This window comes from Massilia sp. DD77, from assembly GCF_036961685.1.
Lineage (GTDB): Bacteria > Pseudomonadota > Gammaproteobacteria > Burkholderiales > Burkholderiaceae_D > Telluria.
Genome location: NZ_JBAMDH010000044.1, coordinates 21,678 through 35,188, shown reverse-complemented (window position 1 = coordinate 35,188; position 13,511 = coordinate 21,678). Strand labels below are relative to the sequence as shown.

Here is a 13,511-nt window from a genome sequence, read left to right as displayed (position 1 = left end):
CCGCACGTCGTTCAGGCGGCGCTTGCCGTTCAGCTTGAACACCTGGGCGCCGGTCGAGATGACGTGGCTTTCGCGCACGGTCATGCCGAACTGCTGGCCTGCACGGTCCAGCCTGGCCTTGCGGTCGCCGGTCACGGCGGCGGCGCGGGCCATGCCCTTGGCGGCCGGCGCCGCGTCCTTGTACTTCACGATGATGCGGTCGGTTTCCATCAGGCCAGGCGCCTTGGCCTGGATCTGGATGCCGTTGCCAACACCTGCCACGGCCGAAACCGAGGCGACTGCCAGCGAGACCGCTGCGCAGAGTTTCAACATTGCCGGATGAATCGAATGCGAGTGCTTCATGCTTCTTCCTTATGTTTGGTTTTCCGTCAAGCGATTGCTCGCCTGTATCGTTGCTGTTACCGGCCGAGGCCGTGCCGTCTGAAGCGGCGAAGCCAGCGTAGCGCGAAAGGAAGAGCTGACACATGGAAATTCCTTCGCAATGAGTTGTATTTACAACAGTTGCACGGGCGTCTTTTTAAGAAACATTGTTCATTCGGTCATTAAGTGACAACGCAAAATTTCTAATGCCCGTTTTGCCCGTATCGCATACGTCGATTGCATGGAAAAGCTGATTCCCGATAAATGTTCAAACCAGACTTTTGGTTGCAGAAGACACAGGTAAGGCCGCGTGCTTGCGCGGTCTTGCGCATTGCGGCGTGCCGTACGGCAAGTAAATATCCGCCATGCCGCTTCCACTGCTGCAGGCGCGCAGAGGGGCGCAAAAGTACGAAATGCGTGTTTTTGAAATATTTTTGAAAAACCCTTGCGCACCCCGAATCCCAGCCTCTATAATTCGGGCCTCTTCGGACGTGATGACAAACGTCAGACAGAAACCTCTGATAAAGAAAACGGGCGCTTAGCTCAGTTGGTAGAGCGGATCCCTTACAAGGATTAGGTCGGGAGTTCGAGCCTCTCAGCGCCCACCACGCATCAGATGGTTGATCGAAGTAATGATCAAAGTAAAACGGAGCGGTAGTTCAGTTGGTTAGAATACCGGCCTGTCACGCCGGGGGTCGCGGGTTCGAGCCCCGTCCGCTCCGCCAGCATCAAAGGAAAAAGGTCTGCTTCGGCAGACCTTTTTTCTTTTCCGCGCAGGAGTGTCTCCCCTGCGGGAGACACGGATTGGAGCGAGAAGGGATTCCCCTGCAAGGGAATCCGCGGCCCGCGGCACGTGGGCGAGCCCCGTCCGCTCCGCCAGCATCAAAGGAAAAAGGTCTGCTTCGGCAGACCTTTTTTCTTTTCCGCGCAGGAGTGTCTCCCCTGCGGGAGACACGGATTGGGGCGAGAAGGGATTCCCCTGCAAGGGAATCCGCGGCCCGCGGCAGGTGGGCGAGCCCCGTCCGCTCCGCCAGCATCAAAGGAAAAAGGTCTGCTTCGGCAGACCTTTTTCCTTTTCCGTTTCCGTTTGCAGCGTAGGGTTGGCGGCTTCGCCGCCGACGCGGTGATCGTTATCCGCAAGATCATCCGGCGCGACATCGGTGCCGCCAACCCTACGTTAATTCACGCGCGGCGCAATTCCGGCTGGCCGATCTCCACCCGATCCCGTCCATCGCGCTTGGCCGCATACAAGGCATGGTCGGCACGCGCCAGCGCCGCGCTCAGGTCCTCGTTCGGATCCAGCACCACCACCCCGATACTCACCGTCATCGTGTACGAAGGCCCGCTGGTGATCACGGTCGCCTCACGCACCGCCAGGCGCAGGCGCTGGGCGGCCTGCACGGCGCCTTCCAGGCCGGTCCCCGGCATCATCAGCGCGAACTCCTCGCCGCCAAGGCGGCCAATGGTCTCGTGCTCGCGCAGCACGGCGCGCGCGGTGCGGGCGAACACCACCAGCGCCTCGTCGCCGCTGGCATGGCCCCAGCGGTCGTTGAGCTGCTTGAAGTGGTCGATGTCGATCATCAGGAGCGCCAGCGGGCGCCGCTGGCGCTGGGCCGCCAGGCGCGCCTGCTCGGCGCGTTCGAGGAAGGCATGGCGGTTGGGCAGGCCGGTGAGGAAGTCGGTGGTGGCCAGGCGCGTCATCTCGGCATCGTCCTTTTGCTTGCACAGCAGCAGGAAGCCAAAGCCGTTCACGATCATCAAGAGGTAGCCCATCAGGTAGGCGAATTCGTGGGAGGCGCCCTGGCCGAAGGGCGCGTCGCCGGTGATGCCGCCGAGCGCCGACCAGGCCACGGCCAGCGCGAACAGCGCATCGTTGACGCCGATGATGAGCTGCAGCGGCGAGGCGCTGCGCAGCCCTGCGGCGAAGCGCGTGCTGAAGCGGCGCGGGCGCAGCAGGATCCAGGCCATGACGGCGGCGAACAGCGCCACCACGCCGGCGACCAGGGTGCCCAGCTGCCCGTGGCTGGCGCCCATGGTGCCGGCGGCCAGCACCACCGCCGACGACAGTGCGGTGATCGGCAGCAGCAGCCGGCCCCAGCGCGTGAAGCCGAAGAACAGGCAGTAGGCGGCCACTTCGGCCGACACCGCCATGATCCAGCCGACGCCCTCGATCCCGGGCGGCAGCGCCAGCCCCTGGGGCCGCATCCAGCCCAGCAGCTGGCTCAGCCCCATGCCGATGCGCGCCCACATCCACAGGCGCAGCCCCGGATTGGGCTTGCCGCCCCAGGTATAACCCGCCATCAGCACGGCGAAGGCGACGTTGCCGATGCCGAGGGCAAGGAGAAAAGTATGCGTGTCGATCACTGTCGTCCTTACAGGCCACGCCCCGGCATCAGGCAGGTAGTGCTGCGCACATTGATGTTACCCATATAACATATGTTTCCCAAAAGAATTATGGTACACGTTTTCGACGCTGCTGGCGCGCACGTTTGAAGTCTTTTGGACAAGCTGCGACAGCCTGCTCCGCCGTCACCGCTTTTTTGATGCACGGCAGCAGCCGTTAGAGGATAATCAACAGACAACATTCATTCTTGAACGCACTGGAGCGATCGTGATTTTCGGTTTCCTCAAGCCACCACAGATGTCGCCGCGCCTGCACCGCCTGAAGAACTCGGCTCTGTTCAGCACGCTGACGCCGCTGGAACTGAAGATCGTCGACGGCCTGCTGCACGAGCGCCGCTACCTGAAGGACGAGATCATCTTCGACGAGGGTGAGGAAGGCCAGGGGCTCTACCTCCTGATGAGCGGCCGGGTGCGCATCAGCCGCCTGCACGAAGGCACGACCCAGGTGGTGGCCGAGCTGGAGCCGGGCGGCTTCTTCGGCGACCTGGCCCTGCTCGACAACACGCCGCGCAATGCCCAGGCACGCGCCATCGAACCCTGCGAGATGGCGGTCTTCTTCCGCGCCGACTTCCTCGGCCTGATGGAAACCGACGCCGTGATCGGCTACAAGATCTCGCTGGCGCTGGCGCGCCATATCGGCCGCCGCCTGCGCGAATGGATGGGCACTGGACGGCCGCAGCTGGAAGCGCTATGAACAGCGGGGAGCGCGCCGGTCCAGTGGTCTGGACCGGCATCATCGCGGCCACCTGCCTGCTGCTGCTGGTCGTCAAGCAGCTGCTGTGGCTGGCCCTGCCCTTCATCTTCGGCACCGTGCTGTACTACATCCTGCTCGGGCCGATGCAGCGCATGGTGCGCGCGGGCTACGGCCGCAACGCCGCCGCCCTCTGGGTCTGCCTGCTGTTCTTCGCGCTCGCCTCGCTGGCCATGACCGCCGCGCTGACCTGGAGCGAGGGCCCGGAAGAAGACTCGTGGGAAAAGACCGTCGGCCTCTACCTCGACGGCGGGGTGGCCTTCGTCCACAACACGATGACCCTGCTGGAAGCACGCTTCCCGGTGCTGGCCGAAATGCACCTGACCTCGAGCGTCAACAATGCCTTCCGCACCTACACCGACAACTTCGCGCAGGAGCACTTGGGCGAGATCCTGGTGGGCGTGGCGACCTGGGTTCCGTCGCTGCTGCTGGCGCCCTTCCTCACCTTCTTCTTCCTGCGCGACGGCCTGCGCTTCAAGCGCTTCCTGGCGCGCGCCGTGCCGAACGCCTATTTCGAACGCGCGCTCTACCTGCTGCACGAGGTCGACCAGACCGCGCGCCGCTACTTCGAGGGCCTGCTGAAGCTCACCGTGCTCGACACCGCGGTGCTGGCGCTGGGCCTGTGGACCATCGGCGTGTCCTCACCCCTGCTGCTGGGCCTGATCTCGGCGGTGCTGGCCTGGGTGCCCTTCGTCGGCTCGGTGGCCGGTTGCGTGCTGGTGGTGATCGTGGCCTCGACCGACGCGCCCAGCAATCCCTTCGTGGCTTACGGCGCGATCGGCGTGTTCGTGCTGGTGCGCCTGCTGGACGACTTCGTGTTCATGCCGCTCACGCTCGGGCGCAGCCTGCGCGTGCATCCCCTGGTGACGGTGCTGATGATCTTCGTGGGCGGCGCGCTGGCCGGCGTGGCGGGGCTGATGCTGGTGCTGCCCCTGCTGGGCGTGGTCATGGTGATCGGCGAAACGCTGGGACGGCTGGTCACCAACCCGCGCCTGCGCGCGCGGCACCGCTATGCGCGGGCGCTGCGCACGCGCCAGGCCAGTGTCGACCTCGACATCGCACGCGAGCGGCGCGGGGCGCCGACGCCGAATGCCCAACAGACGGTCAAGTAGTAGCCAAACAAGCCACCCTCGTAAATACATGAAGTATATGACCATTTGAGCAAATGGAATATTGGCTTATACTTGTGCCGGATCGTCGCTCTCCGGGCGACCGGTAGGCATTCTCCAGCCACCGCCTGATCCTTCCATCGATGCGCCCGCGCGACCGTGGCGCATCGCCCGTCAAGGCTGGCGCAGACCAGCTTCCCGATCAGCACAGGCCGGGTTCGCCCGGGACCGACATCGAATGATTCCACGACCAGCCACGCTCTTACACCGCCCCGCCAGGATGCTCCTGCTAGCCGGCGCGCTGGCGCTTCCCCTGGCCCATGCAGGTGTGAACAAGCAAGCCGCGGACAAGCAAGCCGTCCCTGCCGCCGCCGACTTCAAGGCCCTGAGCGGCTCCTATCCGCGCGAGTGCGCCGCCCCCGCCGCCCCCGCCCTGTCCGGGCTGGGCCAACCCAGCCTGCGCCGCTGCGCCTGGAGCGCACACCTTGAAATGCTGTACTGGGCCACGGTCCCGGCGCCGGCCGCGGCCAACGCCTGCCTGCCGCCCTCCGCCCTCGCCTGGCACCAGCTGGCGCGCTCGGTCACGAGCGCGGTCCCGCCATGGAACAACGCGGCCACCGGCCAGGCCTTGCTGACCAATGCGGGCAATGCGGGCCTGCAGCAGGCCGCCGCCGTCTGGCGCAACCCCGACGGCCAGTGGTCCGCCGTGCTGTGGCGCTGGGAACCCTCGAGCAAGGCCGCTACCCGCGCCTGGCAAGCCGCGCACTGGAACGAGATCGCCGGCGCCGTGCGTGCACTCGACGCCGGCAAGCTGGCGACGCCGTCGCCCCTGCTGCAGGCCTGGCTGGCCGCGTCGAAGGACAAGCCGCGCGCGCTCGACGGCAGCACCTGGCGCTGGCTGGAAGATGGCGCCTGCCTGAGCCTGCAGACCGCCGTCAACACCCAGGCACGCCTGCACCTGCCGCATTCGCGCGACGACGCGCGCCAGGAGCAGCGCAGCGCCATGCAGGTGCAGCTGGCGCGCCGCTTCCCGAACGCCGAATGGCTGCAGCCCTTCACCCTGCTCGAACCCGGCGTGGCCGGCGCCCGCACCGGCGCCAAGTTCGTCGCCGTGTGGAAGGAAGCCAATGCCGTGCAGGGCCGCTTGTGGATCCCCCTGCCCAAGGACGGCGGCATCGTGCGCGCTCACCTCGTCAGCAGCGTGCCCGCAGGCAGCAGCGCGCGCGCGCAGGAACTGACCAAGCAGCGCGCCGCGCTGATCGAGCGCGAACTGAACGCGCTGGCACACGCCTGGGAGGCCCTCCATGAGTGACGAACTGTCGACCTCGATCTGGCTGCTGTCGCCGCTGGCCGTGCTGGGCGCCGGCCTGATGCTGGCGCTGGTGCTCGGCCTGCTGCTGCAGCGCTTCAATGTGCCCAAGCTGTACGGCGCCGTGATCGCCGGCCTGCTGCTGGGCGCCACCGGCCTGGACATGATCGATCGCGCCCTGCTGACCCAGTTCCAGGAACTGCTCAACGCCGCCGCCGCCCTGGTGCTGTTCGAGGTCGGCCGCAAGATGGACCTGGCTTGGCTGCTGCGCAGCGGCCGCCAAGGCGTGACCCTGCTGCTGGCGACCATCCTGCGCGGCGCCGCGAGCGCCGTCATCCTGGCCCTGCTCGGCCTGCCCTGGAGCGCCGCCATCTTCATCGGCTCGATCCTGATCGCCGTGAATCCCGTGATCGTCAGCTCCATGGTGGCGGACGAAAACGCCAGCGGCACCAGCACCTTCGCCACCAACAACATGGTCGGCGTCAGCAACCTGGTGGCCCTGCTGGCCCTGGGCGTCACCCTGGCATGGACCCGCAGCCACGGCGTCGACGCCACGGCCGGCTTCTGGGAAGAACTGGTGCGCCAGGGCGGCAAGCTGGTGCTGGGCGCGGTGATCGCCGCCATCTCCTACGGCGTGTATGCGCTCGCCACCCGCCTGTGCAAGGTACCGGCCACCATGCGGCCCGGCATGCTGCTGGCCGCGCTGCTGATCGACCTCGGCCTGTGCTCGATCTCGGCCGCCAGCGCCCTGCTCTCGCTGCTGCTGATGGGCGTCCTGCTGCGCAACGCGGAAAAGCGCGACAACGTGTTCCAGGCCCAGCTCAAGACGGCCCAGGACATCGGCTATGTGCTGCTGTTCCTGATGTCGGCCGCCCTGGTCGACCTGCGCCTGGCGCTGGAAGGCTGGGTCTGGGTCTCGGCCTGCGTGGTGTTCGCGGTGCGCATCGCCGCCACGCGCCTGGCGCTGTGGCCGGCGACCGCCTGGAGCGAACGCAAGAAGCATGCGATGACCTTGTCGATGTGCTCGCTGGTGAGCTACGGCGGGCTGGTGGTCGACAACTCGCTGAACGCCTACACCGGCCTGGACCCCGCGTCGACCGCCGTCATGAACATCCTGCTGGCGCTGAACGTGCTGCTGGCGCCTGGCCTGACCTGGCTGGGCCTGCGCCTGGCAGGCGAAACCTACCGAGGAGGCGCACAATGAGCGGACTCTTGATCAACGAAGAAGCGATCGGCGCGGTCCCGGGTGACGAACAGGCGCAGGCGGTCTCTGGACAAGGCCCCGCCTTCCTGCCCGACTTCAAGCCCTCGACCCTGGGCACCATGGGCATCGAACTCGAACTGATGGTGCTCGACCGCCTGACCTTCGACCTGTTCCCGGCCGCGCCGGACATCCTGCGCCTGCTGGACAAGCACGACAAACCCTGGGTTCACACGCCGGAGATCACCACCTCGATGCTGGAAGTGGCGACCTCGATCCTGACATCCTTCGACGAAGCGGCGGGGCAGCTGGAACACATCCGCAGCACAGTGCAGCGCGCGGCCTTCGAGGTCGGCGCCTCGATCTCGGGCGGCGGGGCGCATCCTTTCCAGAAGTGGAACGAGCAGCGCATCTACCCGAAGGAACGCTATTTCGCCTCCGAGCGCAAGTTCGGCTACCTGGCCAAGCTGTTCACCGTGTTCGGCATGCACGTGCACATCGGCGCCGGCAGCGCCGACGAGGCGACCCGGCTGTGCGCCTGGCTGACCCAGCGCGCGCCCCTGTTCATCGCGCTATCCAGCAATTCGCCCTGCTGGCAGGGCGAGAACTCGGGCTTTTGCAGCTCGCGCAGCAATGTGGTGAGCGCCTTCCCGATGAGCGGCATCCAGCCCGAGCACATCCGCAGCTGGCAAGACTTCCGCGAGCACTTCGACCGCCTCGCGGCGCACGGCATCGTCAAGAGCATCAAGGACTTCTACTGGGACGTGCGGCCCAAGCCGGAATACGGCACCATCGAACTGCGCGTGCTGGACACGCCGCTCAAGCCGATCTACGCGGCGGCCCTGGCCTGCTATGCGCGCGAGCTGTGCCTGGAGTTCGCCGACCAGCCCGGCCAGTGGCCCGCGAACGCCAGCCGAGAACTCTACACCTGGAACCGCTTCATCGCGGCGCGCGACGGCGTGGGGGGCGAGTACATCGATCCGGAAACCGATACGGCGGTGCCGATCGCCGACGCGGTGCGCGCCGACCTGGCGCGCCTGGCCAAACGCTCGCAGGATCCGGGCTTCGGCAAGGCCTGCGAAGTGATCGAGCAGTTGATGAAGGATGGCGGCCAGGCGGGCTGGCTGCGCGCCCACCTGGATGCGGGTGGCGGCATGAACGACCTGGCGCGGATGGCCAGTGAGTTGTTCGAGGACGGCGATCCGCGCTAAAACGAGAAACGTAACGTGTAAACACCGTCGAACGCGTCACTGGCGCCTACGACTCCCCCGCGAAGGCGGGGTCCAATTTTGCCAGCGTTTCGACAGCGCGTGCAGAACCTGGATCCCCGCCTTCGCGGGGACGACGTGCATATTGCAGCTTATTTACGTCCGGCCTTGGGCTTGGACTTGATCGTCGACAGGATCGACGGCTTGGACTTGGACGAAGCGGCAACCACCGCCGCGGGCGCCCGCTCGACGCGCACCTGCACCTTGTCGCGTCCTCCCGTGCGGCGACCGCTGTCCGGCCCGCGCTTGCCCACTTCGCGCTCGGTCATCGGCGCGCCCGGCATGCGCTTGCGGTCGCGCACGACGCTGTGCTCGGGCGCGAACTCGGCGCCGGCCGGCGGGATCAGGTGGCGCTCGCCGGTGCCGATCAGGTCTGAACGGCCCATGCGCTTCAGGGCGTCGCGCAGGATAGTCCAGTTCTCCGGATCGTAGTAGCGCAGGAATGCCTTGTGCAGCTTGCGCGTCTTGCCGCTCTTCGCCGTCTCGACGACTTCCGAGTCCTCGGTGACCTTGGCCAGCGGGTTCTTGCGCGAGTGGTACATCGTGGTCGCCATCGCCATCGGGGTCGGCGTGAAGGTCTGTACCTGGTCGAGCTTGAAGTTGTTCTTCTTCAGCCACAGCGCCAGGTTCAGCATGTCCTCGTCGGTGCAACCCGGGTGGGCGGCGATGAAATAGGGGATCAGGTACTGCTTCTTGCCCGCTTCGATCGAGTACTTGTCGAACAGGCGCTTGAACTCGTCGTAGGCGCCGATGCCCGGCTTCATCATCTTCGACAGGGTGCCCTGCTCGGTGTGTTCGGGCGCGATCTTCAGCAGGCCGCCCACGTGGTGGGTCACCAGTTCCTTGACGTATTCGGGCGAGCGCACCGCCAGGTCGTAGCGCAGGCCCGAGCCGATCAGGATCTTCTTGATGCCCGGGATGGCGCGCGCCTTGCGGTACAGCGAGATCAGCTTGCTGTGGTCGGTCCCGAGATTACTGCAGATGGTCGGGTAGACGCAGGACAGGCGGCGGCAGGATTCCTCGATCTTCTTGTCCTTGCAGGCCAGGCGGTACATGTTCGCGGTCGGGCCGCCCAGGTCGGTGATCGTCCCGGCGAAGTTCTTGGTGGTGTCGCGGATCAGTTCGATCTCGCGCAGGATCGAGGGCTCGGAGCGGCTTTGGATGATGCGGCCTTCGTGCTCGGTGATCGAGCAGAAGGTGCAGCCGCCGAAACAGCCGCGCATGATGTTGACCGAGTAGCGGATCATTTCCCAGGCCGGGATGTGGGCCTTGCCGTAGCTCGGGTGCGGCGCGCGCGCGTAGGGCAGGTCGTAGACGTTGTCCATCTCGTCCATGGCCAGTGGCAGCGGCGGCGCGTTCAGCCACACATCGCGGTCGCCGTGCTGCTGTACCAGCGCGCGCGCGTTGCCGGGATTCGACTCCAGGTGGAACACGCGCGAGGTGTGGGCGTACATCACCGGGTCTTCGCTCACGGTCTCGAAAGACGGCAAGCGCACCACGGTCTTGCGCGCCTTCTCGCGGGCGGCGGCCTGGCGCTCCTCGCGCGTCATGATCACCACCGGCTTGATCTCCGGCTCGGGCTTGGCGTTCTCGGTGGCGCAGGCGGTGGTGTCTTCCTGGGCCATCGCATAGGGGTTCGGGTGCGCGTCGATGCGGCCCGGCACGTCCACGCGGGTCGAGTTATGCACGCTCCACTCGGCGTCCGGCAGCCAGCCATGCGGCACCAGGAAGGCGGTGCCGCGCAGGTCGCGGATGTCCTTGATGTTCTCGCCCGCGGCCAGGCGGCGCGTGAGGTCGACCAGTGCGCGTTCGGCGTTGCCGAAGATGAGCAGGTCGGCCTTCGATTCGAACAGCACCGAGCGGCGCACCTTGTCCGACCAGTAGTCGTAGTGGGCGATGCGGCGCAGCGAGGCCTCGATGCTGCCGGCGATCACCGGCACGCCGGGGAAGGCTTCGCGGGCGCGCTGGCAGTACACGGTCACGGCGCGGTCGGGACGCTTGTTCGGCTCGGCGTTCGGGGTATAGGCGTCGTCGGAACGGATCTTGCGGTCAGCCGTGTAGCGGTTGACCATCGAGTCCATGTTGCCGGCGGTAACGCCCCAGTACAGATTCGGCTTGCCCAGCGCGCGGAAGGGCTCGACCGAGGTCCAGTCCGGCTGGCTGATGATGCCCACGCGGTAGCCCTGCGCTTCCAGCAGGCGGCCGACCAGCGCCATCCCGAAGCTCGGGTGGTCGATATAGGCGTCGCCCGTGATCAGGATGATGTCGCACGAATCCCACCCGAGCTTGTCCATTTCTGCGCGGGACATCGGGAGGAAAGGCGCGGCGGGAGCGCGGCTGGAGCGCTTGGGAACGCTCGCGAAGAGATTGGCTGGGGAGTTCATTGGCCGGTATTTTACCGGAAAACCGTTCCCGGAGCGTCTCCCGCCCCGGAAAATGGCTTAACTATCAATGACTTGTGGTGCTTCTATGCATCAGATGCCCATGTTCGACAAGATATTGCCGAGCTCGCGCAGGCCGGTGGCGACCTTGGGATGGCGGACGTTGAAGCGGGCGGCCAGTTCCTGGGTGCGCGAAGACAGGCCGAAGGTGTTGTTGTCGAATTCCTGTTCGGCGCGGCGGTCGAGCACCTTTTCGATGTCGCCGTCGAGCTGGCGCAGCAGGGTTTCGAGTTCCGGGTCGACGTCGGCGGTCTCCTGCAGGTGACGGTGCAGGGTGCGCAGGTGCGCTTTCAGGTTATCGTCGTTGTCGGTTTGCATCGTGTCCTCCGTGGTGAGCACGATTGCATTTTACGGCAAGGTGGGGATGGGGTTGAACACGGCTGTAACGGTGCGCAAAGAAACATGGGTCCCCGCCTGCGCGGGGATGACGTTGTTTTACGGTGCATTGCTACGCGGACAACACTTTAGCCCGCACATTTAGCACGTCATCCTCGCGCAGGCGAGGACCCAAGTTTGCCAGCAGACTACGAACGCCTTACTTGGCCATCAACCCACGACGCTCCAGCAGCGGCTCCACCTTCGCATCGCGCCCGCTGAAGTTGCGGTACATCTGCATCGCATCCAGCGTGCCGCCGCGCGACAGCAGGGTCTTGCGGAAGTGGTCGCCGTTCTTGCGGGTCAGGCCGCCGTTTTCCTTGAACCAGTTGACGGTGTCCGCGTCCAGCTTCTCGGCCCACAGGTAGCCGTAATAGCCGGCCGAGTAGCCGCCCGAGAAGGTGTGCGAGAAGTAGGCGCTGCGGTAGCGCGGCGGCACCAGGGCGAAGTCGACACCCGCCTTCTTCAGCGCTTCAGCCTCGAAGACCAGCACGTCGGCCGGGATCTGGTTCGGCGACAGCTGGTGCCAGGCCTGGTCCAGCAGCGCGGCCGCCAGGTACTCGGTGGTGCGGAAGCCTTCGTTGAACTGCTGCGAGGCTTGCACCTTGTCCAGCAGCTCTTTCGGCATCGGCTCGCCGGTCTGGTAGTGCCTGGCGTAGTTGGAGAGGACCTCCGGCCAGGCCATCCACATCTCGTTCACCTGCGACGGGAACTCGACGTAGTCGCGCGGCACGCGCGAGCCCGAGAAGCGCGGGTACTTCACGTTCGAGAACATGCCGTGCAGGGCGTGGCCGAATTCGTGGAAGGTGGTGCGCACTTCGTCGTAGGTCAGCAGGGTCGGCTCGTCCGCGGCAGGCTTGGCCACGTTCAGGTTGTTGGCGATGACCGGCTTGGTGCCCAGCAGGCTGCTCTGGCCCACCCAGGCGTTGGCCCAGGCGCCGCCGCGCTTGTTCGAGCGCGCGTACGGATCGAAGGTGAAGATCGCCAGCTGCTTGCCGTCGGTGTCGAAGACGTCGAACACGCGCACGTCCTCGTTATAGGCCGGCAGGTCCTTGCGCTCCTTGAAGCTGATGCCGAATTCCTTGTTGGCGGCGAAGAACACGCCGTCGACCAGCACGCGGTTCAGCTCGAAATAAGGCTTGAGCTGGGCGGCGTCGAAGGCGTAGCGCTCGGCGCGCACCTTGTCGCTGTAGTAGCCCCAGTCGTGGGCGGCGGCCTGGAAGCCACCTTTCTCCGCGTCGATCACTTTCTGGATCTCTGCAGCTTCCTTCTTCGCGTTGTTCACGGCCGGCTTGGCGAATTCCGCCAGCAGGCTGTTGACGGCCTTGGTGGACTTGGCGGTCTGGTCTTCCAGGTTGTAGGCCGCGTGGTTCGGATAGCCCAGCAGCACGGCGCGTTCGGCGCGCAGCTTGGCGATCTTCAGCACGATGTCGCGGGTGTCGAATTCGCCGCCGCGGCTGCCGCGCGCCAGCGAGGCTGCCAGCAGCTTCTCGCGGGTGGCGCGGTTGGTCAGCACCGACAGGCCGGCCTGCTGCGAGGTGTTCACCACCGGGATCACGAATTTGCCTTCCAGGCCACGCTTCTTGCCTTCGGCGGCGGCGGCGTCGATCGCCTTGTCCGACAGGCCGGCCAGTTCGGCGCGGGTGTCGACCACCAGGGCCGAGGCGTTGGCTTCCTTCAGCGTGTTCTTGGCGAACTGGGTCTGCAGGGCGGCCAGCTGGCTGTTGTAGTCCTTCAGCTTGACCTTGTCGGCGTCGGACAGCTTGGCGCCGGCGCGCACGAAGTCGGTGTGGTAGCGCTCGAGCAGGTACTTCGACTCGGCGTCCAGCTTCAGGCTGTCGCGCTTGTCGTACAGGGACTTGATGCGCTGGTAGAGCTTCGGATTCAGGCGGATCGCATCGCCGTGGGCGGCCAGCTTGGGGGCCAGATCGCGGCTCAAGGCGATGATGGTGTCGTTGGTGTAGGAGCTCGACAGGGTGCCGAAGGCGGCGCTCACGCGGTCCAGCAGGCGGCCCGAGCGCTCCATGGCGACGATGGTGTTGTCGAAGGTCGGCGCGGCCTTGTTGTTGGCGATCGCCTCGACCTCGAGGGCTTCCACGCGCATGCCTTCGGCGAAGGCCGGCGCGAAGTGCTCGTTGCGGATCTTGTCCCATGCCGGGTAGTTGAACGGCAGGCTGCTTTCCTTGGCGAAGGGATTCGAGGCTTCCAGTTGCGAAGCCGGGGCGGCCCAGGCGGGGGCCAGCGCCGCGGCGCTGGCGGCGGCGGCGACGAGCAGGATGTGTGGACGGTTCATG

The 13,511-nt window shown here is 65.9% G+C and carries 9 protein-coding genes, 2 tRNA genes and 1 pseudogene; 7 read left to right on the top strand and 5 right to left on the bottom strand.

Translation table 11 applies throughout. The annotated features are described in order from the left end of the window. Positions 1–342, bottom strand: a pseudogene (locus tag V7778_RS21950) (peptidase S8); the annotation flags it as partial. 550 nt (positions 343–892) lie between these two features. Between V7778_RS21950 and V7778_RS21945 the strand changes: the two are divergent. Together V7778_RS21945 and V7778_RS21940 are read left to right on the top strand one after the other, a co-directional pair. Then, a tRNA-Val gene (locus tag V7778_RS21945) sits at positions 893–968 on the top strand. 40 nt (positions 969–1,008) lie between these two features. Then, positions 1,009–1,085, top strand: a tRNA-Asp gene (locus tag V7778_RS21940). 457 nt (positions 1,086–1,542) lie between these two features. Here the strand turns inward: V7778_RS21940 and V7778_RS21935 are convergent. After that, positions 1,543–2,724 carry a GGDEF domain-containing protein gene (locus V7778_RS21935; RefSeq protein WP_335559175.1) on the bottom strand — a complete coding sequence of 394 codons (1,182 nt, stop codon included), beginning with the start codon at positions 2,722–2,724 and terminating at the stop codon, positions 1,543–1,545. 247 nt (positions 2,725–2,971) lie between these two features. Between V7778_RS21935 and V7778_RS21930 the strand changes: the two genes are divergently transcribed. The 5 genes from V7778_RS21930 to V7778_RS21910 all read left to right on the top strand — a co-directional run bounded on the left by V7778_RS21930 (position 2,972) and on the right by V7778_RS21910 (position 8,344). Beyond that, entirely contained in the window at positions 2,972–3,457 is a 486-nt protein-coding gene (locus tag V7778_RS21930) for a Crp/Fnr family transcriptional regulator (RefSeq protein WP_335559173.1), read from the top strand. Further along, a complete protein-coding gene (locus V7778_RS21925; protein WP_335559172.1) occupies positions 3,454–4,626 on the top strand; it encodes an AI-2E family transporter in 1,173 nt (390 codons plus the stop codon). Before V7778_RS21930 ends, V7778_RS21925 begins: the two co-directional genes overlap by 4 nt. A 277-nt stretch (positions 4,627–4,903) precedes the next feature. Beyond that, entirely contained in the window at positions 4,904–5,935 is a 1,032-nt protein-coding gene (locus V7778_RS21920) for a hypothetical protein (RefSeq protein ID WP_335559170.1), read from the top strand. After that, positions 5,928–7,136, top strand: coding sequence for a cation:proton antiporter domain-containing protein (locus V7778_RS21915; RefSeq protein WP_335559168.1), 1,209 nt, complete (start codon positions 5,928–5,930; stop codon positions 7,134–7,136). Before V7778_RS21920 ends, V7778_RS21915 begins: the two co-directional genes overlap by 8 nt. After that, positions 7,133–8,344, top strand: coding sequence for a YbdK family carboxylate-amine ligase (locus V7778_RS21910; RefSeq protein ID WP_335559166.1), 1,212 nt, complete (start codon positions 7,133–7,135; stop codon positions 8,342–8,344). Before V7778_RS21915 ends, V7778_RS21910 begins: the two co-directional genes overlap by 4 nt. 149 nt (positions 8,345–8,493) lie before the next feature. Here V7778_RS21910 and V7778_RS21905 read toward each other — a convergent pair whose 3' ends face one another. The 3 genes from V7778_RS21905 to V7778_RS21895 form a co-directional block, all read right to left on the bottom strand. Continuing rightward, on the bottom strand, positions 8,494–10,710 hold the full coding sequence (locus V7778_RS21905; protein WP_335559178.1) for a YgiQ family radical SAM protein: 2,217 nt from the start codon (positions 10,708–10,710) through the stop codon (positions 8,494–8,496). Between the two features lie 165 nt (positions 10,711–10,875). Continuing rightward, entirely contained in the window at positions 10,876–11,160 is a 285-nt protein-coding gene (locus V7778_RS21900; RefSeq protein WP_335559164.1) for a DUF4404 family protein, read from the bottom strand. A 217-nt stretch (positions 11,161–11,377) separates the two neighbouring features. Next, positions 11,378–13,510, bottom strand: a complete 2,133-nt coding sequence (locus V7778_RS21895) for a M3 family metallopeptidase (protein ID WP_335559161.1) — start codon at positions 13,508–13,510, stop codon at positions 11,378–11,380. Position 13,511: the final 1 nt, after the last annotated feature.